Raw genomic sequence first — 21,979 nt, forward strand, 5'->3', positions numbered from 1 at the left:
TAAGGTGACAGTATGTACCTTGATACATTAAAAACAACAGGGGACTTTTTAACCATAACCCGTGAAAATGAATTTTCACTGGAGCCAAGTCAGTTTATTTTGGCAAATGGGACAGAGGTTAAAGTTATAGATACCGGTGTTATCGAATTTTCACCGAACTGCAAAACCACGAAAGACATTGTGTTGTCGAGTGCCGTTCATGGAAATGAAACTGCGCCGATTGAAATTTGTGACCAGCTTATTCAGCAAATTATAAAGGGACAGCTCGAATTGAAGCAGCGCGTGTTGTTCATTTATGGTAATCCAAAGTCGATTAATATTGGCCAACGCTTTGTAGATGAAAATTTGAATCGTTTGTTTAACGGGGCACATGAAAACCGTTCTGAAAACCCTGAGCAAGTTAGAGCGGCTAAATTAGAGTCATATGTACGTACTTTCTTTACCAGTGTTGAGGAGGGGCGATATAGAGCTCATTATGACTTACATACGGCTATTCGAGGCTCCAAGAATGAAAAGTTTGCCGTTTATCCATTCTTGCATGGTAATCCTTGGAAAAAATCACAACTTCAGTTTTTATTGTCATGTGGTGTAAACACTGTGCTGATGATGAGCTCATCGGCGACTACATTTAGTTATTTTTCTTCCAGACAATTCGGTGCAGATGCATTTACTGTAGAGTTGGGTCAGGTTAAGCCGTTTGGTCAAAACAATATGGCTAGTTTTGAAGCTACTAAGCAAACTTTAGTTGCATTAATTAGCCAAGATGAGGTTGAATATAAGGAATTTAATGCAAGTGACTTCGAGTTGTTTACAGTGTACAGAACGATAAATCGTACCTGTGAAGACTTTTCATTCCCATTCCCCGACAGTGCTGTAAATTTCACCGGTTTTGGGAAAGGCGAATTATTAGCCACTGATGGTGAAACACAGGTTTTTGCTGAAGTGGATGGGGAAGCAATTATATTCCCAAATGCAAAAGTAGCGCTCGGTCAACGTGCATTGTTAACCGTAATTCCAATGGAAGTAAACGAGAACTTTGTTTAACCTTCTGAAATAAAAGTACTTTCATAACCGTATCGAAATCTTTCCAGAATAAAAATGCAAATTATCGGTTATTCATCTAGGATTAGTTGAATAACCGTTTACGTTAACGTAAAGTGGCAAAAGCTTTAATTTAAGTAATTTGCATTTACCGCACTAATTATTCAAAACTCTATTCGCGGGCTTCAAGTTGATGCTATTGACTGCAAGTAGTGCAAATTGGCGATGACAACAAGAGAAGGTAGGTTATGACTAACCCCAATAACATATCGTTAAATATAAGCCATGCACTCGAATTCATCGATGGCCATGCGCTTAACATTCCAACATTAAAAATCTTAAGTGAACAAGGTGACATCTTAGATGGTGCAACTGCCCCTGAATTAGATAAAGAAACCGCGCTTAAGATCTACAGCACCATGAGATTTATCCGCTTGTTGGATGAACGTATGCAAGCTGCACAGCGTCAAGGCCGCATCAGCTTTTACATGCAATGTTTGGGTGAAGAAGCTGCTATAACTGCAAGTGCAGCAGCATTAAAGCAAGAAGACATGATCATGGCTCAGTATCGTGAGCAAGCAGCATTGCATTATCGTGGCTTCACGCTAGAACAGTTTATGAACCAGCTTTTTTCAAATGAAAAAGACCTAGGTAAAGGTCGCCAGATGCCAGTTCACTACGGCTCTAACGAACTTCACTATTTAACTATTTCCTCTCCATTAGGTACTCAGATCCCTCAGGCAACGGGTTATGCATATGGACAAAAGCTAAAGCACATTGATAAAGAGTCCGGCGAGCTAGACTCCGAAATAGAAAATGTCACGATTTGTTATTTCGGGGAAGGTGCGGCTTCTGAAGGCGATTTTCATGCAGGCTTAAATATGGCCGCTGTACACAAAGCGCCAGTGATTTTCTTTGCTCGTAATAACGGTTATGCGATATCAACACCTGCCGATGAGCAGTTTAAAGGTGATGGTATTGCAGCGCGTGGTGTTGGATATGGTATCAAGACAATTCGTGTAGATGGTGCTGATACATTAGCAGTATACGAGGCAACTAAAAAAGCGCGTGAAATTGCAGTAAAAACAGGCGAGCCAGTACTTATTGAATCAATTGCCTACCGTTTAGGCGCTCACTCAACGTCGGATGATCCGTCTGGTTATCGTACAAAAGACGAAGAGGCGGAATTTAAAAATAGCTGTCCAGTTGCAAGGTTCAAAGCTTGGTTACTCAAACAAGGCTGGTTAGACGAAAATGAAGATGAAGCAATCAAGGACAAGATCAGAGAAGAGATCTTAGCTGCACTTAAAGTGGCTGAAAAAGTTCAAAAACCAGCGCTTGAAGAGTTAGTGTCGGATGTCTACGACACACCAATTCCGGCTCTGCAAAAACAATATGAAGATCTTAAAGAGCATATCAAACAATATCCAGACGCCTATCCAGTAACAGCAGGGAGAATCAAATAATGGCTAAAATGAATATGTTACACGCCATTAATTCGGCGCTAGATATCAGTATGGCGGAACATCCACAAGCTTGTATTTTTGGTGAGGATGTCGGTTACTTTGGTGGCGTTTTTCGTGCAACCTCTGGTCTTCAAGAAAAGTACGGAAAACATAGAGTCTTTAATACACCGTTGACAGAGCAAGGTATTTTGGGTTTTGCGAATGGTTTGGCTGCCTTTGGTGCGCCAGCACTCGCTGAGATTCAGTTTGCGGACTATATCTTCCCTGCGTTTGATCAAATCGTTAACGAGTCAGCTAAGTTCCGCTACCGTTCAGGTAATGAGTTTAATGTTGGTAACCTGACAATTCGTACACCTTATGGTGGTGGTATTGCAGGTGGCCTATATCACTCACAATCACCTGAAGCTTATTTTGCACATACACCGGGTTTAAAGTTAGTTGTCCCTCGTAACCCGTATCAAGCGAAAGGTTTGCTGAGAGCTTGTATTAAAGACGATAACCCAGTTATTTTCTTTGAGCCTAAGCGCCTTTATCGTGCATCCGTTGGGGAAGTGCCAGAAGAAGATTACAGCATTGAAATTGGTAAGGCTGAAGTTGTCAAAGAAGGCAACGATATTACTGTGCTTGCTTGGGGTGCACAGATGGAAATTATTGAACAAGCCGCTCAAAAAGCAGAAGAAGCTGGTATTAGCTGTGAAATTATTGATTTGCGCTCTATTTTACCGTGGGACGCAGAGACGCTAATTAACTCTGTTACTAAAACTGGCCGTCTAGTTATTAGTCATGAAGCGCCTATTACGAATGGTTTTGGTGCTGAAATTGCGGCAACGATTCAAAAAGAGTGTTTCTTACATCTTGAATCACCAATTGAACGAGTGTGTGGACTTGATACACCTTATCCGTTGGCGCTTGAAAAAGAATACGTACCTGATGCTCTGAAAGTATTTGAAGCAATTAAAAAGTCAGTGGAATTTTAAGGATAAGTCATGTCTAAAGAATTTATTTTACCAGATATCGGCGAAGGCATCGTAGAGTGTGAAGTTGTAGAGTGGTTAGTTGCAGTAGGCGATACAGTAAAAGAAGATCAGCCTATTTGTGACGTTATGACTGACAAAGCTTTAGTACAAATTCCGGCAGTACATGATGGTGTGATTACACAGCTACATTACGAAAAAGGTGACATTGCAAAAGTGCACGAACCGCTGTTTGCAATGGATGTTGAAGGTGAAGCTGCGGTAGTCGAAGCGCCAAGCAATGAAGATAATTCGGCTCCGTCTGTGCAAAGCACAGCATCAAGCTCGCACCTAGAAGACTTTATCTTACCTGATATTGGTGAAGGTATTGTGGAGTGTGAAATCGTCGAGTGGCTTGTAAGTGAAGGCCAAGAGATCAAAGAAGACCAAGCTGTTTGTGATGTTATGACTGACAAAGCGTTGGTTCAGATCCCTGCTAAATACGATGGTGTTGTTGAAAAACTTTATTATCAAAAAGGTGATATTGCACAGGTTCACAGTCCATTGTTCCAGGTGCGAATTGCGGGCGCGGGAAGTGCAGCAAGCACAACTGCACAATCTGTTGAAGAGCAGCTGGAAATCCACAAGCCACAACCTGCACCGTCAAATGGCACTGCGATAAATGGTAAACCAGTGTCTGGTAAAGCCGTTGCATCACCAGCGGTCAGAAGACGTGCTCGTGAAATGGATATTGACATTCGATTGGTACAGGGTAGTGGTAAAAATGGCCGCGTTTACAAAGAAGACCTAGAACAGTACCTTAAGGGTGGCCAGTCACAAGCTCCAGTTGTTTCTGCCCCTGAAAAAGTAACTTCTACACCTGAAACCGCAGCTACAAGTTCCGGTGGAACGCGTGTGGAGCCAATTCGCGGAATGAAAGCCGCAATGGCGAAGCAAATGGTTGCTTCTGTTTCGACAATTCCTCACTTTACTTACAGTGATGAAATTGATTTAACAGAGCTAATTGCATTGAGGTTGTCTTTGAAAGAGCAGTATGCAAAGCAAGGTATTAAGCTGACCATGATGCCATTCTTTATCAAAGCCCTTTCTTTGGCGATAAACGAGTTCCCGATCTTAAACTCACAAGTGAATGATGATTGCTCACAAATAACATACTTTGACGACCATAACATTGGGATGGCTGTAGACAGTAAACTTGGTTTATTAGTTCCTAACATCAAAGGGTGTCAAAACAAGTCGATTGTAGATGTAGCCGAAGCGGTTACTAAATTAACTGATGCAGCGAGAGAAGGGCGAGTATCTCCAGATGATCTTAAAGGTGGTACAATTTCGATTTCTAATATCGGAGCAATTGGTGGTACAACTGCGACACCAATCATCAATAAGCCTGAAGTCGCGATAGTTGCACTTGGTAAGCTACAGCATCTACCACGTTTTGACGCTGAGGGTAACGTAGTGTCGCGTTCAATTATGCAAGTCAGCTGGTCTGGAGATCATCGAGTAATTGATGGTGGCACAATAGCGCGATTCAATAACCTTTGGAAAGCTTACTTAGAGGAACCTGCAAAAATGATGATGGCAATGCGCTAAACTCATCTTGTAAAGGTCCTTTACACGCCTCCAAAGCCTTTGTTTTGGGGGCGTTTTAGTTTTTGTTTAAAAACAGTCAGGGTCGCTATTGTTTATCTACACGGATATATTCCAACTGGTTGTAAAAGTCCGTATAATCCACACCCTAAAAATTTTTTACCCGTAGCAATTAAAAAGCCGTTTTGTGTTGGCTTGAGAAGTCGTAATGAATCAGAAAGACGATAGAAAAGAAGTACTTGAATTTAATAAGTTGCAAAAGAAACTGCGTAGAAACGTTGGTAATGCAATTAAAGACTACAACATGATCGAAGAAGGTGATGTTGTGATGGCTTGTATCAGTGGTGGTAAAGACTCTTTTGCAATGCTAGATATATTGCTTAACTTGCAAAAAGCCGCACCAATTAAATTTGAAGTTGTCGCTGTGAACCTAGACCAAAAACAACCAGGTTTTCCTGAGCACATTTTACCTGAGTACTTTGAAAGCTTAGATATTCCTTATTACATTGTTGATAAAGATACATACTCAGTAGTAAGAGAGAAAGTGCCAGAGGGGAAAACAACCTGCGGCTTATGTTCTAGATTACGCCGAGGTACTTTATATTCTTTCGCTGAGAAAATTGGCGCAACTAAACTAGCGCTAGGCCATCACATGGATGACATTGTTGAAACTATGTTTTTGAATATGTTCCATGGCTCACGCTTGAAGGCAATGCCACCTAAGCTCCGCTCAGATGATGGCAGAAACGTGGTAATAAGACCTTTAACATATTGTCGTGAAAAAGATCTAATCAAGTATGCAGAGCACAAGCAATTTCCAATTATTCCGTGTAATTTATGTGGCTCTCAAGAAAACTTGCAAAGGCAGAATATCAAAGCAATGCTGATCGACTGGGATAACAAAACTCCAGGCCGTGTAGATAGCATTTTTAAGTCTCTGCAAAATGTAAGTCCAAGTCAACTTGCCGATACTAACCTGTTTGATTTTGAAAACCTGCCGATAGACAGGGAAGCGCAAAGAGATGAGTATCAGTTTAGTGAAGCAACGGTATCGTCGACCAACATTGATGAATCATTGTTTATTGATGTGACAAATATCTAACTTTTTACTTAAACCAGATATGGAGTTGTGCTTATCTGGTTTAAGAGCTTACTTTGCCTTTTAACAGCTGGTCTAGTTTCATTTCTAAATAACTGGGCAACCACTTTACCATTATATTTTTAAATGGTTGTGAATTCGTTAAATCAGGCATAGTTTGATTTATCATGCTGATTATTTGCCTACCGTTATCATTTTTTGTGCAGCCAACATAGCCATATGCGAGTGGGGCAATGTCATCAAGTAATAATTGTGACAATTGTGCTCTGGTATTTGTCAATTTGTGAATATAGTAATGCTCGCTAGGATATCCTATTACGGCATCAACACGCTTTTTAATCAGCATGTTAGTTAAACTCTCCAGAGCATCCTGTCCAGGTCTGATAATGACTTGTTCTTTTGGTAATGACTTAATGATCTCATCTAATCGGTGCCCATAAGAGCGCTGCATTGCCACACCTAACACTAACTTATTTTGTTCAATAAACTGCTTTAAGCTGACCTTTTCAAGTTGCTGTTTATCTAATGCCGCGAGTGTTAAGTTTGAGATAGCAAGTGTGGGGGATAGCCCGACGGTTGCGTAGCTGTCGCTAAAATGCATGAACTTTTGTCGCTCAGGTGTTTTGTACAAGGACAGCATACAATAAGTTTTCCTTTTGTCACTCAAGGCTCTTATTGCTCTGCTGGCTGGGAAAAATATTTTGTTTTCGCTGTAGTCAGGTAAATGATCATGGAGTAAATTTATGACAAGTTCATCACGCCCAGTTCCCACTAAATCATCACTAACCATATAATATGGAGGAAAATCAGTGATGATCCAATCGATCGACTTGGCTTCAGCAGGCCCAATTAGCATTAATAACAAAAATAATGTTTTGCGCACGCTCGACTCTCTTATTTTATTATCAATAAAGCTTAGCAAAAACAGAGGAATTTCCAACTTATGGTAAATTACTTACGTTAAATTTATAAGTTTGGATTTGTATTTAATTTTACAATTTTATTGTTTTTGCTACATTTGAGTTTGTACACCAACCTTTTTGGGAAATTAAGTGCGGTGGCCAATAGAGTTTGTTCAAGGATTGGTCTTGCTTTATGTGCGTTAAAAGTGTTTTTAACAAAATGCTTAGGGTAGAATACAGGGTTGGCGTATCAAGTTAATTTCAATAATAAGAGAAACGCTATGATTACGCTTGTAGTGAGTGATATATTCGGTCAAACAAAAAGCCTAGAAAGCTTTGCAAATGAACTAGATGGCAGCACTGCTATTTGTTCTCCTTACCCCTTCCGTCAAGGACACCTCGACAGAGACGAGTCGTCTGCTTATCGGCAATTTATGGAAACCACGGGACATGATAAGTATGTTGAAAAAGTGGCTGAGGCTATTTCGAGTAAACAGCCTGATTTGATTATTGGTTTTTCGGCTGGTGCAGTTGCCAGTTGGCGTGCACTGTCAGCTATACCAATAAAAAGTACGACTAAGTTGTTAGCTTTTTATCCTGGTCAAATACGTAACCACCTGCAGCTGCATCCCAAATGTGATGTTGAAATCTACTTCCCTTATGAGGAGAGCCATTTTGATGTCAAACCTGTAATTGCACACTTATCTAACGTCAATGGGGTCAAGTGTTATAGGACCAGGTATAACCACGGATTTATGAATGCACTGTCGGAAAACTTCTCTGCACATGCGTATCAACATTTTACGCGAATGTGCCAGCAAAATATCACACAAGCAATTAAGTTGAAATTAGCCAACCGGAGGATAAAAAGTGGACTAGAATTGACTATGTAAATCATAAAGTAGAAGGAGTTATGTATGTCAGATCAGCCTCGTATTCCTTATCGACACTACCCAGGTAACCCGATTGCAAAACCGCCATGCAGAATGCTTAATGCTATGATGTATGGCTTTTTTGTTAAAGGTGAACTAGACACTATTCAAAATTATGTAGATTTGACGCTTAATTCAGTACCGAGCGAAAATATTGCGTTTAGAGCCTTATCATCGTACTGCCTCTTAACATTCACTGATATCGAAAACATCGCATCGAAAGTGCCGCCATTTAGCGATTATGGATATATGCAAGAAACAGATATCATTGTTTGGTTGCCAATTGCGCAAATGTGCAAACAAGAAAATAAAATGACTCACCTATACTGGTTTCCAGCGTTTATTACGGTGAATAACATTAATGCGCTTGTTAATGGTCGCGAAACTTGGGGGTACAACAAATACCTTTGTAAATATGAAATGCCCACAAGTCAGCACCGCGCAGATTATTTCTCATTGAGTTTAGAAACGTTTCAACCATTTCAGGCTGACAAGAAAATGGCTTGGTACGAGCTAATTTCAATTGAGCGTGTAGCAGATGATGATACGTGGATTGAAGAGGCAATAGAAATAGGTAAAGAAGTTGCAGATCTTATCCATAGTAGCGTTCATGACCTTGGAGTCGGTATAGACTTTTTTAAACAACTATTCACGGGTTTTTCAAACCCTCAACTTGCGCAAATTCTATTTAAGCAATTTCCAGACGGCTATGCACAAAACAGTGTATATAGCGCAGTAGTGCATTCACCATCTACGGTTAAAAAGATCCACAAGCTAGGGTTTTTAAAAGATGAGTATAAAGTCACTTTTAACCAAGTAGATGCTTTTCCATTAGAAGAAATGTTTGGAATAAAAGTGGGTGAGCAGTTTGCGAAACTTCCTTATTTCTTATGTATGGATTTCGATCAAGATGGTGCCAAAGAAATTGTAACCGCAGATTTGTAATGCGTTAAGGATTTGACATGACTAAACAAAATATCGCAATTTTGGGTGGTGGGGTGTCTGCAATGACTGCGGCAGTTTACCTAACTGAAAAAGAAAATTGGCAAGATTTATACGATATTACCGTATACCAATTGGGTTGGCGGTTAGGCGGTAAAGGCGCAAGCGGCCGAAACGCAGAGTATGGTGAACGGATTGAAGAGCATGGTTTACACGTTTGGTTTGGCGCCTACGTGAACTCGTTTCGTGCCATTGAAACGGTATACAATGAGTTAAATCGCCCTACCAGTGTGCCTATTCATACATGGCAACAAGCATTGAAGCCACATAGTTTTGTTGTTTTGCAAGAATATATTGAAAACGAATGGGAAACGTGGCCAGTTGACTTTCCATTAATTGAGGGTAATCCAGCAGATGGCACGCTAGACCTACACTTTTGGCAGCTAATTGAGCTTGTTGTGGCGTGGTTGCACAAATGGATAGATGAGTTAGAAGAGGCCATAGAAGCTTCCAACAAGCAGGTCGAATTGCAAACGCGTAAGAGTCGAGATCGCAGTTTATTACAGCATCTTGCAAGCGAAATTTCAGATGCAGTAGACAGTGTAGAAGACAAAGTACGCTCTTTTTTCGACAGTGCGGTAGACGAAGCACAAGATATTCTATCTACGCCAAAGCTGCTTATTTCTCAGTTGCATGAACTTATGAGTTTAAGGGCGAAAGATAAAAAACTGTCAAATACCAAAGACCGACTTGTAACTTGGTACATTGTTAGAAAGCTAAAGCGTTGGTTACGCAGTGAGGCGTTGGAGCTTATAGATGAAAACCCAGCCGTTAGACGAGCATATATTTGCGCGGATCTAGCTATAGCGATGACCGTTGGAATGATACGCGATAGGGTGCACGCTAATGGATTTGGCGTTTTAAATCAATACGACTTTAAGTATTGGCTTGCTCGTAACGGCGCTGATAAGGAATATGCCGTTGAATCAGCCCCTGTCAGAGGGTTCTACGATTTGGTCTTTGGCTATGTCGACGGAGATTTTGAAAACGGTGATGTGGAAGCTGGCGTCGCTTCTTTAGCTATGTTGCGGATCATGCTGTGTTATAAAGGTGGTGTGATGTGGAAAATGCAAGCTGGAATGGGTGATATTATTTTCTCACCGATCTATGAACTACTGGCACAGCGCGGTGTTAAATTTGAATTCTTCAACCAGATTGAATCACTAAAACCTGGGCAAGATGAAGACGGTAACTATGTGGTCGAAGAGATATCGGTCATAGAACAAGTTGCTTTAAAAAACGGAAAGTACAACCCTTTTGTTGATGTGAAGGGTTTACCTTGCTGGCCTGCTAAGCCTAACTTTGAGTACATTGACTCAGAACAAGCTGCTTTATTGCAGCAACACAACATTAATCTGGAGTCTTTTTGGAGTAATTGGCCTGAGGTTTACGAACAGCATTATCAACGACCCCTGCCTCGAAAAACTTTAAAAAGAATGCGTGACTTTGACAAAGTGGTATTTGGTATTTCTGTCGGCTCATTGGAACATTTATGTCCAGAGTTGTTAGCATTAGATTATGCATTTGAACAACAAAGTAGTCAGGTTAAAACTGTCGCAACTCAAGCATTTCAAGTATGGCTTAATAAAACTGATGAGCAGCTAGGATTTAACTATACGCCGCCAAGCGAAGAGCGACCTATTTTAAGTGCGTTTTCACAGCCCTTTGACACTTGGGCTGCGATGTCCAATTTATTAGAAGTCGAAGATTGGCAGAATGATAAGCCGTGTAATATCGCCTATTTTTGTAGTGCTTTTACTTGTGACAACTATCCACCTAGCTCTGAGCACTCGTTCCCTGCAGAGCAAACTGCCAAAGTTAAGCTAAACGCTGTAGAAAAACTTCAATCTGAAATGAAGCCACTGTGGCCGCTTGCATATGATGCAGCTGGGCGGTTTATATGGGATGTGGTTTATGATCCAAATAAACCTGCGACGGAAGCACGCTTCGATACTCAGTATTGGCGTGTAAATGTCGACCCAAGTGAGCGATATGTGCTATCTGTAACAGGAAGTAGTGATTTCAGGCTTGCCACAGATGGTACCTTATTTAAAAACTTATATATTACAGGTGATTGGATAAAAACTGGGGTCAATGCGGGCTGTGTTGAGGCCGCTGTTATGGCTGGGATGCAAACTTCTCGCGCAATTTGTGGACTACCAGCAGAAATAAGTGGTGAAAATGGCTTTGAGCCAGATGGAACTTAAGCGAAAATAGACGTTAAGTAACAGAAAAGGCCTGCAATTTTATTGGAGGTCTTTTCTTTTGGACTATACTCAAGTGAGCAAAGTGAACACCGCTAATATTAACGAGAACGGACATGTTTAAACTCTCTGCCTTATCAATATCTATATCCCTATTATTCGTTAACCCTTCTATTGGGTTGTCTGCTGACGATGATGCAATGGAAACCATTGAAGTGTACGCTCAAAAACGTAAACAAAATATTGAGGATGTAAGTGTCTCTATATCCACAATTGGTGCCCAAAAAATAGAAACTCAGGGTATAAAAGACGTTACTGAACTAGGAGTATTTGTAGCAAATCTTAAGATCAGTCAAAATGCGGCCGAAGGCACACCACCTGCAATCAATATTCGTGGGATTGGGCTACTGGATTACAATACGGCTAACACATCTCCAATAGCAATGTATGTAGATGGACACAGTGTTGGTTCTGCTAACAATCAAATTGCCAACCTATTTGATATTGAGCAAGTTGAAGTATTAAAGGGGCCACAAGGAACATTGTTTGGAAGAAATAGTACTGGAGGTGCCTTACTTGTCAGAACAAAACGGCCTGACGATGGCAATTATGGATATGTAAAGTTAGGTGTAGGTACGGACGATTGGAAGCGGGCACAGGGCGCGTATAACAAACGTTTGAACGAAGAAAGTGCAATTCGATTCGCATTTAGTCACACTGATTATGAGTATACCAGTTACAACTTATTTGAAACTTCCCCTGAAGCAGGACTTAAACAAAGTGATTTACGTTTAAGCTACTTAGGTGAATGGGATGAGTGGAGTGCATTTGTAAAAGGCTATTATGGACATTGGGATGGGATCGTTCAACCAGTTGGTAATATAGGTATTTTTAAAGACCCTATTAATCAAGTCCGTTGTAGTCCCGCAGAAGCGGGCAAGGTTGGGTGTGTCGACAGTTTTGGGTTCAATGATGGCAATGATGACTTTTGGGCTGTGAGTGTGAACAATGAGTCTCCACACTTAAGTATCTACAAGGGCTGGGGTATTGAACTGCAATGGCAACCTAACGATAGTGCCAACATAACTTATTTGAATGGCTTCAACCGCCTCGACAGAGATCATGCATTTAATTGCGATGGCAGCCCTGCACGGTTATGTGAAGGTGAGCTTGGGCTTAAAAGTGAGTTAATTACAAATGAGTTGAGATATCAAGCCGAACTTGGAGGAGATCATTTAACGGTGGGTGTATTTCAACTTGAAGAGCGCATTTACCAGAATAACTTTAACGATATTTTACGTGATTTTCGAGGGATACTTGCGCCCCAATTGACGACGACCTTCTTCTACGACAATGAAATTATTACCAAATCGATTGCGCTGTTTTCTCAGTATGAATGGCAATTAGCAGAGAAACATATGCTGACATTTGGGCTTCGTTATTCGGATGAGTCAGTTGAATATGACTCTATATCTCGATTAAACGTTGTAACGACTCCTACAGATCTGAATGGCAATGTAATCCCCTTTTATACTGTTATAGGCAAGGTTGAAGACGACGGTATTTCTGGTAAAGTTGCGTGGAATTATACCCCTAATGATAAGGTGTTAATTTATTACTCGTTGGCCAATGGGAGTAAAAGTGGAGGGTACAATGGTGGTTTATTGTCTTCTCCTGAGCAAGCTCAGCTTGCAGATTATGGACCAGAGGAGACAATGTCTCATGAGCTGGGCCTTAAATTGAATGGGACAGATTACTTCTTATCAGCAGCATTGTTTTATTATGACTATCAAGACCAACAAGTTTTTATGAATCAAGCTGCCTCAACCCCAGGTGCACCACCATTGCAGCTGCTTGAAAATGTGGGGGAGTCTATGATTTATGGCGCAGAGCTTGAACTTGACTACACCATTACTAATTCGCTTTCTAGTCGTTTAGCGCTGGGTTACATTCCCGAAGCGAATTTTGAAGAGTTTACAGACCCTTTGGGTAACAAATTGACTGACAATCGTTTACCATTTACTTCAGAATGGAATATAGCTGCTGAGCTATCATATTCTATGAGTATAAATGGTGGGGATTTTGACGCGGTTTTAGGTGTAGACTTTCAATCAGATTATTATTTCGATCAAAACCAAAATCCTTATGCATATCAAGCTAGCTATGCTTTATGGCGAGCAAACGTTTCTTATCAATATGCAGACTGGCAAGTTGGAGTATGGGCAAAAAACCTATTTGATAAAGAGTATAGTCATCTAAAGTTTGATTTAAGTTCATTCCTTGGCATGTTAGAAGACTTTAAAGGAGAAGGACAGAGAATTGGGTTGGATGTTACTTATAACTTTTAAACGAGCTCTTGTAGCTCATTTTTAGGCGTTTTAATGCACTTGATTAAATATATCCTGCTGTCAATTGTTGTCTTATTTTCTACTCATGTTAAGAGCGTGGAGTATGTATTTGATGGTATTGAGAAAGGCATTAATTTACATGATAAAGGTCTGGTGTTGGCCGCTAAAGATGACATGCGCTTCCCTGACTCTTTTGATACCGTACAAGCATGGGCTAAAAATTTAGAGCCTCAAACTGAAAGAGCCCTTTTCTCTGGACGGTATTGGCTGGTTACAGAGATTGTCAACTCATCAAAATACGAGCAGCTGGTTCTTTATCCATACAATACTGTATTGTCAAACATTGAAACTCGAATCTACTCAAAGTCTTCAGTTGAGAGGTATTACACGGGGGGCATGGTTCGAAATGAATTTGCTTTCCACTATGGAAATACAGTCAAGCTCAAGCCAAACGAAAAATACTACATTGTAACTTTATTCGAAAGTGACTTTTTTTACACGCCGATAAAACTGGAGTTGATGCCAGTACCAGACTTTAAAGAGCAAGTCATAATAGATAACTTAATAATGATCTTGTGTTTTAGCGTGGGTATTGTACTGGGGCTTTATAACCTTCTGATCTACATAGGCTCAAAAGATCTAACTCACCTTTATTATGCGATATTCGCGGCGACTATGGTGTTTGCATGGAGTCATTTTTTCCATATCTCAGACCAATTATTTGGCTTTTATTCGCCACATTTACATTGGCTTGGGTTTACACTGTCTCCGATAAGTAATGCACTGTTTTACAATTGTTTGTTAAAACTCAAAGAAACACATCCCAACTTGTCTTCAGCGTCGATATGGGTGGGGGTTGTTGCTGCAATAGGTACTCCATTTAGTATTCTTTTCCCTGGTTTTGGTTTTTTGTGGGCAACGCTATCAACGGGTGTTGCGCTTTGCTTAGGGTTGTATATTGGCATTCTGAGAATCCTAGAAGGGTTTAAGCCTGCACGTTATTTTATTCTTGCTTACGTGTGTATGGCTGTACCTAACATGATTGGTAATTTTACCAATTTAGGGTTATTGCCACCTATTGCGGTTAATCTGTACTTGCTCGGCTTAGTTGGCGTGGCACTGGATGCGATGTTTTTAGCTTTCGCTGTCGCTGATAAAGTCCGCTTAACCAGCGAAGAAAACATAGAGCTGAACAAAAACCTAGAAGCAAAAGTGCTTAAACGTACTTATGAGTTGGAACAACTTGCATCTGAGCTACGAGATGCAAGTGAAGCTAAAAGTCGTTTCCTTGCCAATATGAGTCACGAAATACGAACGCCCATGACATCAATTATTGGGTACGCGGACGGGATAATTTTAGGTGATATTAAGCCCCATGAGCGCAATCATGCGATCACTGTAATATTGCAAAACTCTCGACATGTATTGGGGTTGATTAACGATATTTTAGACATGTCAAAAATTGAAGCGAATCGTTTAGAAGTTGAGTTAATAGAAGCAAACCTTTTCCAGTCGATAGCCCATGTTGAATCTCTATTGGGCAAACAGATCCGTGATAAAGGGTTAGAATTTGAATTGAACTATCAGTTCCCATTACCAGATTATGTTGTTATTGACCCAACGCGCTTGAGACAAATACTGCTCAATTTAACCTCAAATGCACTTAAGTTTACTTCGGTGGGTAAAATTTCCATTGAAGTTAGTTGTAAGGATGACCGACTATTTATCTGTGTTAAAGACACCGGTATAGGTATGACGTCTGAAGAGCAAAAAGAGCTATTTAGTGCGTTTTATCAGGCCGACTCTTCCACCACTAGAAAGTACGGTGGCACAGGGCTCGGATTAAACATCTCGAAAAGTTTAGCGCAGAAGCTTGATGGCGACATTGAAGTGGAAAGTGAAGTTGGCTCTGGTACTTCTTTTACTCTGTCTTTGAGTTTATTCACCACAGAACGAACGACTTGGGTAAATTCGTTTGACGAAATTCACCACTCAAATGATATTGGCCAGCAATTGACTCAGGATGTTGAATCTAAAGATCTCAAAGGAGAAGTGCTATTAGCAGAGGATCACAGTGATAACTGTCGACTAATCACTAGGATACTTGAGAGGATGGGACTTAATGTTACTGCGGTCGAAAATGGTCAGCTGGCCGTTCAGGCCGTTTTGGATAATGAGTTTGATCTTATATTGATGGATATTCAGATGCCCGTTATGGATGGTGAGCAGGCATTTAATTTTATACAGGCGACAGGGTGCACTGCACCGGTGATTGCGTTGACTGCAAATACTATGAGTCATGAAGTTGAGCGTTATATTAAATTGGGTTTCACAGACCATTTGGCTAAACCTATTGATAGAACAAAATTTGCACAAAAAATATCCCATTATTTGAACATCACAGTCGATGAAGAGTTAAGCTTGCCAGATGCTGAATTTAAACAGCTCAAAATGCAGTATATCGACGGCCTTCATGAGCAGCTTGTACAGCTACAGAATCAACTGAAATATAAAGACTATGATGGGCTTGCTCGTTCAATCCATGCTTTGAAAGGAACGTCAGCTATGTTTGACTGTCATGAAATTTATCAAACCGTCACGCAAATTGACCAGCTGCTAAAACAGGAAAACTTCCTTGATGTAGAGAAGGCATTGAGCAGACTGTTTGAACTCATAGCGCAAGTCATTAAAGAATCTGATTGCGATCAAGCTGTATAACTGAAAAATCTGCAAGTTGTTATGTTTTGCATTGTTGTATGTAGGTACTCGGGCATATACTGGCCTGAGACTCTAAAATAACAACAGCAAGGATAATAACATGCGACTAGCTATTTTTATTGCCGCTTTTATTTCTCCATTACTAATGGCAAACCCCTTGATAGGCACATGGGAATTTGTAAAGGGAGAATACGCCACACCAGAAGGAATTGTGAGCGCGAAAGCGCCAGATGTAACATCAATGAAAATAATCAACAATACGCACTTTAGCTACATCACAAGTAGTAATAACAAGTTTCATTATGCAGGTGGTGGTACTTATCAAGTTAAAGATAATTACTTTATCGAGACTGTCACACTAGGCAACGTTGAAAAGTTAATAGGCAGACGTATGGCCTTCACCTACGAAGTCAAAGACAATCTTTGGCATCACAAACTTGTTGAAGATGGTAAATTTGTTGAATACGAGGTATGGAAAAAAGTTGATTAATACTTTGGCTTACACTCAATCAGTTTAATACTTTATCATCAATACTCACATTAATATCACTTCGAGTAAGGGTTAAGTTTCTAACTCTTATTCGTCCTTATATCTACCTTCTTTTCCTCCTGACAGTACTTGACGAAGTCTTACGCTATAAAGCTCAAACAATTTATAGGTGAACTAAACGTACTGATGGTAATCGAGTACATTGCAACCAATTTAACAAAGCGCTTTAGGACACACCTATATGATGGACTCACATGTGAAAAGGAGAGAAAACTTGAAAATGAACTACTTTGTATTAGGCACAAACAACTTGGAAGCTTCAACTAGATTTTACAACAGATTGTTTGATGCAACTGAATTTCACCAAACATTCTCGACGGATAGAATGAGTTTTTGGCAGGGCGAGGATGTTGAGTCAGCATTTGCCATTGCACTTCCATTCAATGGGAAAGCTGCAACCTTTGGCAATGGCACTATGATTGGATTTACTGTAGAAAATGCCAAAGAGGTATCTAGATTATATAAATTGGCTATTCAACTAGGAGGACGCTGTGAAGGGGAACCAAAGATAAGAGGTCCAAGGTTTTCAGCCTATGCGAGAGATTTAGATAACAATAAACTGTGTTTTGGGTCTCTGTTGTAATTGAAATCGGCACATTGTATGTTTTGAGTATTACAAGTAGCATATTGAGTTTTTTTGGGCTTTATGTGTCGATTAGGAGATGTTTTAAGTTGTTGTATTATATTTAATAATGACATTTATACTCAAGATTGGCTATGCAAACTCAAAGTCTTAATATATACCAGCGTCCTGTCCATGGGCGCTATTGCACACTTTAATTTAGTTCAATGTAATTTGTAATTAATTGTAGTGAACGTGTTTGATTGTACTAAAATTTGAAATGTAGAGATAATTCAAAAAAATTCCGTGAGTTACAATTTGTGGTGAATTTATAATCTTAATACGCGAATTAATATTCATTTCGTGTTGTTTCAATAACAGATAAAAAAACAATCCTAAAGTGGGTGTTTTTTGAACATTTAATCACATTTGTAAATGGCGTAATTTTGTCTGGCAGTCACATTTGAATTAACTTATTTACAGGTTAGACAAACGAGGTATGCAGACATGAAATCATATATCCCAGTAATTATGGCCTCTCTAATGGTAGGCTGCTCGTCTTCAGACAGTGACGAAAATGTACAACAGACCACATCTACAGAGCAAGAATCCCCCCAGCAATCTCCAAATGATAATTCTAGCTCTGGAGATAACAGCCAAGATAATGGCTCGAATAACGATTCATCTGGAGAACAGGGCGATTCGCAAGGACCTGTAACTGTTGATAGAGGTCTATTCTTTCCAAAATCAATGGTGGTAGCTTCGCCTTTTGGTGATAGTAGTGATGAGCAAGAGCGAATTTACATGTCTCGAGGCCCTGCATCGCCAACGTATTTTTGGGCTACGCGCAGGATTGATGCATTGCTAGATGGAGAAACTCCTTTGTTAGATGTTTTTCGGGTCAGGTCTTTCTATAGAAATAGTACCAATGCGGATTGTTTTGGGCCGCAAGTGAGTTATCAAGGGCACCCGGGCTCTGCGGATCCAGCGACTGACTCTGGCACATTGCCGTCTGGTGATTTAGGGCTTTGGCTGGCTAGTGATAGCGATGGTAATGCATGTGCTGTTGCGCAAACCAATGCACTTCTAGATGGTACAAAAGAACGCTCTAGAATGGCATTAATGACTTTAGCGAGTATGGTATCAGCAGCGATAGATGATGGTAGTGGTTTGCCTGAGGATGGGGCTTCTATAGACCTTACGACTCAAATGAATAGCAAAGGCTTAGCTAGCGTAAACTTCAGTGCAGCATCCATCAGTCTTAGCGCTGGTATATGGCAATATAGTGTCACGTTAGAATATACAGTCGGCAGCAGTACCTACGATATCGACCTTTCCATGACACATACGCCCGGTGGTGATAGAACCAATTATACTGGCTTACTAAATTACTCTGTAGAAGGTGAAGTTGGGGTTTCGGGAATAGAACTTCCTGGTGGAAACTGTTCTCAAAATCAACGCACTTTAGTTGGTTCGCTAGCCTATGAGCGGACAGAGCAACAAATGTCACTCCAAGCTAGGACTGCAACTTTGTGCGGGCATACTGTTAGTGGCGCATTTAACAGTGATCAGCAGGTTGATGTAAAGAACAAATACCATTCCATTGATAACCCTGACGGATGGAGTGAGAATTTTGCAATCTTTGGTGCCAATTTTGATTTGACTAGTCTAGCTGGAGATTACGCTTATGTTTGGCAAGCGGGCGTTAATGATTCACATAGTCGCATATTAAACATCGGGTTTAATGATGCTTCGCTTGAAAATGGAGAGGCGCATTTTGGCTATGGCACAGATATTGACGAAACAAATGGCTTAATACAGGGCTTTATTTGCAATTGGGCTGGGCCTGGTAACGACCATACATTGCAAGCGTATACACAAAGACAGTTTTTTGAGTATGACACAAGTACCAGCACATATTTGGGGACTGAACATCGTGCCAATATTGAATATGCGCCTACAAACAGCTGTAATTATGACGGCACAGGTAGTTTCGTGTTTGATATAGATGTAAGCGGTGTACTCGGAGATATTTCGCAAGAAGATGCAACAATACCTTTCAGTAACGATTTATGGGCACCAACTGACCCAACACTTACAGTCGCTGAATCTATTCTTGCCAGAGGATTAGAAGTTCCGGATATACCATTCACTTGGCCAGTTGATGAATAAAAAAGAAGGCGTAAGCCTTCTTTTTTATTGCATAGTTAAATGCATTTTGCAGGTTTAGGCAGCCCAGCAATTTTAGTTGCTTGTTTGGCTGGCCCTTTTGGAAAGAGCTTGTATAAATAAATGCTTTTTCCTTTGTCTTCGCCCAACTTTTTAGCGATGGCTTTCACTAGCATACGAATGGCGGGACTGGTGCCATATTCTTCATAAAAGCTTCGAACAAATCTTACAACTTCCCAATGGGCATCTGTAAGCGTGATATTTTCATGTGATGCGATAATTGGCGCGAGCTCCTCGCACCAATCTAGGTGGTTTAACAAATAACCTTCTTTATCTGTTTCGATTGTTTTATTGTCTATCACTAACATAATTTACCAAGTAATTGATTTATCGCTTTTTGCAAGCAAGTCTACCCAAGTTAAATCGTCGATGAGCTTAATTGAAGTAGTTGAATTAATACCTCTCGCGATTGAGCAATTCTCTAACATATAAAGGTTCTCGCTGAAGATTTCTGAATAGCGAGTATGATCATAGCAAGCATCTTGTTGTAATAGCACTTTATCATTTTTACCAACAAGGGCCGGATTTAAAACGCCTTCATAGTAACTCATCGGTTTAGAAAATATATGGACGGTTGTACTCATAGTTTGACCACATGATCATGTTTACTAATTAATTCTTGCTGTGCTGAGTTGCATAGCGCTGAGACGTCAACATTCAATTTTTCTGTTGTGAGTTGGTATTTTTGTAGTGCGCCTTGGCATACAAATAAACTGTCAACATCATAGATTTCTAATGTTTTTAACTGCTTAAAAAAATCTTTTATTCCAAGCGAAGTAGGGTGGTTGCCGTCTGTTAAAGCGAGGACAGATGCGCCTGTAAATAACCAGCTAACTTCTTGATCGATGGCTGCAAAAATAAGCGCCATGTCTAAACTTTCTCTAATGCGCTGTCCATCAAATGGAGACGCATCAGTGATCACGAGTATTTTCTTAGTCATTTAAACTGCACCCACTTATCCGCTTTACATGTCTCCATTGCGAATTCAGCTAGTCCGGCAACAGTGAAGATTCCAGTATCTGTGGTGTTTATACCGCGTTTTTCTGCTGCAGTGACGCAGAGTTTTAGAGATATGCCTTGCTCGGCTAAATTATGCCAAATACTGTTTAGTGGTAATTCATCGCTTGCTAACTGTATGTGTTGGCTGGCATGTTGGACTGCATTTTGATAGAGAAAAATACACTTAATTGTATGATTTTGTTTAAGCGCTGCTTGCACAAATCGGTTCATGCATTGTAGCGAGTCATGTGAGTCAGGACCACAATGAAGAGAAATAATAAACTGGCTCAAAAGAAACCCATAAAAAAAGCCCCAGATGGGGCTTATTTTATCAGAATGATTTTATTAGTCATCATTTGACATGCCAAGCAACATTAGTAATGACGTGAACAAGTTATAAATTGCCACGTAAAGACCAACGGTTGCAAGTATATAGTTAGTCTCGCCGCCATTTACGATTTTGCTTGTTTCAAACAAAATCATTGCAGACATAAGTAATACAAACACTGCGTTAATTGCGATGAATACCATTGGGCTACCGATGAAAATATTCACGATAGAAACACCAAAAGTGACCAAAATACCGATAGTTAAAAAACCACCCATGAAAGAGAAATCTTTTTTAGTTGTTAAAGCATATGCAGATAAACCAAAGAAGATTAATGCAGTTGAACCTAGTGCTTGTGCAATTAACAGGCCGCCGTTAGGTAAGTTCAAGTATGCGTTGAGCAGTGGACCTAAGCCAAAACCTAAAATACCAGTAAATAAGAAAACTAAACCAATTGCAGAAGATGAATTAGCTTTTTTGTGGATAACAAAAATTAAACCCATCGCAACGAGTGAACAAATCATGCCCGTAAAACGAGGCAGAGCCATTGTCATTGAGATTGCAGCAGTGATGGCACTAAATGCCAAAGTCATCGCCAAAAGAAAGTAAGTACTTTTCAATACCTTGTTAGTTTCAGTCGTTGACATTACTGCTTTTTCAGTAGTGTACGAATGATTGAACGCCATATGATAGCTCCTTAATAGAAACACGATGTTCCGAAAATTAATCTTACCAAAGATTACCAAGAGTTAATTAGTTGAGCAAACCTTTCTCGAATAGTAGACCATAAAACACGATAAATAGTTCTACATTACAAGTGATTGGCAAAAAAATTGGCAATTTTGAAGGAAATAACATCAAAAATGCTGAAAATTAGCCAAACAGTAAAAAAAGCAAAAAAAAAGCTTCACATTCATGATCGCTTTCCCTATTATTCGCACCGCTGCGGAGAGATGGCTGAGTGGTTGAAAGCACCGGTCTTGAAAACCGGCATACGTTAATAGCGTATCTAGGGTTCAAATCCCTATCTCTCCGCCA

General features: G+C 40.2%; 19 protein-coding genes and 1 tRNA gene. 14 read left to right on the forward strand and 6 right to left on the reverse strand.

From position 1 onward, the window contains the following. Positions 1-12 precede the first annotated feature (12 nt). From astE to ttcA, 5 genes are all read left to right on the forward strand, one after another. Positions 13-1,044, forward strand: coding sequence for a succinylglutamate desuccinylase (gene astE / locus N475_RS20655; RefSeq protein WP_063356350.1), 1,032 nt, complete (start codon positions 13-15; stop codon positions 1,042-1,044). Between the two features lie 245 nt (positions 1,045-1,289). Continuing rightward, positions 1,290-2,507 (forward strand): thiamine pyrophosphate-dependent dehydrogenase E1 component subunit alpha, encoded by a 1,218-nt coding sequence (locus N475_RS20660; RefSeq protein ID WP_063356349.1) that lies wholly within the window; start codon positions 1,290-1,292, stop codon positions 2,505-2,507. After that, entirely contained in the window at positions 2,507-3,484 is a 978-nt protein-coding gene (locus N475_RS20665; protein ID WP_063356348.1) for an alpha-ketoacid dehydrogenase subunit beta, read from the forward strand. The genes N475_RS20660 and N475_RS20665 overlap by 1 nt, the downstream gene beginning before the upstream one ends. A gap of 9 nt (positions 3,485-3,493) precedes the next feature. Continuing rightward, complete coding sequence (locus tag N475_RS20670) at positions 3,494-5,071, forward strand: dihydrolipoyllysine-residue acetyltransferase (RefSeq protein WP_063365873.1); 1,578 nt, start codon at positions 3,494-3,496, stop codon at positions 5,069-5,071. Between the two features lie 205 nt (positions 5,072-5,276). Beyond that, complete coding sequence (gene ttcA, locus N475_RS20675) at positions 5,277-6,170, forward strand: tRNA 2-thiocytidine(32) synthetase TtcA (RefSeq protein WP_063356346.1); 894 nt, start codon at positions 5,277-5,279, stop codon at positions 6,168-6,170. 40 nt (positions 6,171-6,210) lie between these two features. Here the strand turns inward: ttcA and N475_RS20680 are convergent, their stop codons facing one another. Further along, entirely contained in the window at positions 6,211-7,050 is an 840-nt protein-coding gene (locus N475_RS20680) for a TIGR02285 family protein (protein ID WP_081215876.1), read from the reverse strand. A gap of 300 nt (positions 7,051-7,350) precedes the next feature. Between N475_RS20680 and N475_RS20685 the strand changes: the two genes are divergently transcribed. From N475_RS20685 to N475_RS20720, 8 genes are all read left to right on the forward strand, one after another. Continuing rightward, positions 7,351-7,962 (forward strand): hypothetical protein, encoded by a 612-nt coding sequence (locus N475_RS20685; protein ID WP_063356345.1) that lies wholly within the window; start codon positions 7,351-7,353, stop codon positions 7,960-7,962. 24 nt (positions 7,963-7,986) lie between these two features. Further along, positions 7,987-8,946 (forward strand): hypothetical protein, encoded by a 960-nt coding sequence (locus tag N475_RS20690; protein ID WP_063356344.1) that lies wholly within the window; start codon positions 7,987-7,989, stop codon positions 8,944-8,946. Positions 8,947-8,963: 17 nt separating this feature from the next. Beyond that, the gene (locus N475_RS20695) at positions 8,964-11,210 is read left to right on the forward strand and encodes an NAD(P)-binding protein (RefSeq protein ID WP_063356343.1); all 2,247 of its coding nucleotides are present in this window, start codon (positions 8,964-8,966) and stop codon (positions 11,208-11,210) included. A 113-nt stretch (positions 11,211-11,323) separates the two neighbouring features. Continuing rightward, on the forward strand, positions 11,324-13,555 hold the full coding sequence (locus tag N475_RS20700) for a TonB-dependent receptor (protein ID WP_063356342.1): 2,232 nt from the start codon (positions 11,324-11,326) through the stop codon (positions 13,553-13,555). 33 nt (positions 13,556-13,588) lie between these two features. Then, positions 13,589-16,273, forward strand: coding sequence for an ATP-binding protein (locus N475_RS20705; protein WP_063356341.1), 2,685 nt, complete (start codon positions 13,589-13,591; stop codon positions 16,271-16,273). Between the two features lie 100 nt (positions 16,274-16,373). Then, positions 16,374-16,763, forward strand: coding sequence for a DUF4488 domain-containing protein (locus N475_RS20710; RefSeq protein ID WP_063356340.1), 390 nt, complete (start codon positions 16,374-16,376; stop codon positions 16,761-16,763). 280 nt (positions 16,764-17,043) lie between these two features. Then, positions 17,044-17,406, forward strand: a complete 363-nt coding sequence (locus N475_RS20715; protein ID WP_227008413.1) for a VOC family protein — start codon at positions 17,044-17,046, stop codon at positions 17,404-17,406. Positions 17,407-17,892: 486 nt separating this feature from the next. Next, positions 17,893-19,557: a hypothetical protein gene (locus tag N475_RS20720; protein WP_063365874.1), complete on the forward strand. Its 1,665-nt coding sequence runs from the start codon at positions 17,893-17,895 to the stop codon at positions 19,555-19,557. Between the two features lie 35 nt (positions 19,558-19,592). Here N475_RS20720 and N475_RS20725 read toward each other — a convergent pair whose 3' ends face one another. The 5 genes from N475_RS20725 to N475_RS20745 are packed head-to-tail and all read right to left on the reverse strand — an operon-like array spanning position 19,593 to position 21,627. After that, complete coding sequence (locus tag N475_RS20725; RefSeq protein ID WP_063365875.1) at positions 19,593-19,922, reverse strand: TusE/DsrC/DsvC family sulfur relay protein; 330 nt, start codon at positions 19,920-19,922, stop codon at positions 19,593-19,595. Positions 19,923-19,925: 3 nt separating this feature from the next. After that, complete coding sequence (locus tag N475_RS20730; protein ID WP_081215875.1) at positions 19,926-20,198, reverse strand: DsrH/TusB family sulfur metabolism protein; 273 nt, start codon at positions 20,196-20,198, stop codon at positions 19,926-19,928. Continuing rightward, complete coding sequence (gene tusC / locus N475_RS20735; RefSeq protein ID WP_063356336.1) at positions 20,195-20,554, reverse strand: sulfurtransferase complex subunit TusC; 360 nt, start codon at positions 20,552-20,554, stop codon at positions 20,195-20,197. Before tusC ends, N475_RS20730 begins: the two co-directional genes overlap by 4 nt. Beyond that, on the reverse strand, positions 20,551-20,904 hold the full coding sequence (gene tusD / locus N475_RS20740; protein WP_063365876.1) for a sulfurtransferase complex subunit TusD: 354 nt from the start codon (positions 20,902-20,904) through the stop codon (positions 20,551-20,553). Before tusD ends, tusC begins: the two co-directional genes overlap by 4 nt. A 54-nt stretch (positions 20,905-20,958) precedes the next feature. Further along, a complete protein-coding gene (locus N475_RS20745; protein WP_063356334.1) occupies positions 20,959-21,627 on the reverse strand; it encodes a Bax inhibitor-1/YccA family protein in 669 nt (222 codons plus the stop codon). 261 nt (positions 21,628-21,888) lie between these two features. Here N475_RS20745 and N475_RS20750 point away from each other — a divergent pair. Further along, positions 21,889-21,979 (forward strand) — tRNA-Ser (locus N475_RS20750).

Origin of the sequence: Pseudoalteromonas luteoviolacea DSM 6061 (assembly GCF_001625655.1) — a bacterium.
Taxonomy (GTDB): domain Bacteria; phylum Pseudomonadota; class Gammaproteobacteria; order Enterobacterales; family Alteromonadaceae; genus Pseudoalteromonas; species Pseudoalteromonas luteoviolacea.

Bases quoted from the DNA above. Each gene is read 5' to 3' on its own strand.
- N475_RS20715 (WP_227008413.1), top strand. From the start codon at position 17,044: ATGAACTACTTTGTATTAGGCACAAACAACTTGGAAGCTTCAACTAGA.
- N475_RS20665 (WP_063356348.1), top strand. From the start codon at position 2,507: ATGGCTAAAATGAATATGTTACACGCCATTAATTCGGCGCTAGATATC.
- N475_RS20745 (WP_063356334.1), bottom strand. From the start codon at position 21,627: ATGGCGTTCAATCATTCGTACACTACTGAAAAAGCAGTAATGTCAACG.
- N475_RS20705 (WP_063356341.1), top strand. From the start codon at position 13,589: ATGCACTTGATTAAATATATCCTGCTGTCAATTGTTGTCTTATTTTCT.
- N475_RS20720 (WP_063365874.1), top strand. From the start codon at position 17,893: ATGAAATCATATATCCCAGTAATTATGGCCTCTCTAATGGTAGGCTGC.
- tusC (WP_063356336.1), bottom strand. From the start codon at position 20,554: ATGACTAAGAAAATACTCGTGATCACTGATGCGTCTCCATTTGATGGA.
- N475_RS20725 (WP_063365875.1), bottom strand. From the start codon at position 19,922: ATGTTAGTGATAGACAATAAAACAATCGAAACAGATAAAGAAGGTTAT.
- N475_RS20690 (WP_063356344.1), top strand. From the start codon at position 7,987: ATGTCAGATCAGCCTCGTATTCCTTATCGACACTACCCAGGTAACCCG.
- N475_RS20695 (WP_063356343.1), top strand. From the start codon at position 8,964: ATGACTAAACAAAATATCGCAATTTTGGGTGGTGGGGTGTCTGCAATG.
- N475_RS20685 (WP_063356345.1), top strand. From the start codon at position 7,351: ATGATTACGCTTGTAGTGAGTGATATATTCGGTCAAACAAAAAGCCTA.
- N475_RS20700 (WP_063356342.1), top strand. From the start codon at position 11,324: ATGTTTAAACTCTCTGCCTTATCAATATCTATATCCCTATTATTCGTT.
- N475_RS20730 (WP_081215875.1), bottom strand. From the start codon at position 20,198: ATGAGTACAACCGTCCATATATTTTCTAAACCGATGAGTTACTATGAA.
- N475_RS20710 (WP_063356340.1), top strand. From the start codon at position 16,374: ATGCGACTAGCTATTTTTATTGCCGCTTTTATTTCTCCATTACTAATG.
- N475_RS20660 (WP_063356349.1), top strand. From the start codon at position 1,290: ATGACTAACCCCAATAACATATCGTTAAATATAAGCCATGCACTCGAA.
- N475_RS20670 (WP_063365873.1), top strand. From the start codon at position 3,494: ATGTCTAAAGAATTTATTTTACCAGATATCGGCGAAGGCATCGTAGAG.
- ttcA (WP_063356346.1), top strand. From the start codon at position 5,277: ATGAATCAGAAAGACGATAGAAAAGAAGTACTTGAATTTAATAAGTTG.
- astE (WP_063356350.1), top strand. From the start codon at position 13: ATGTACCTTGATACATTAAAAACAACAGGGGACTTTTTAACCATAACC.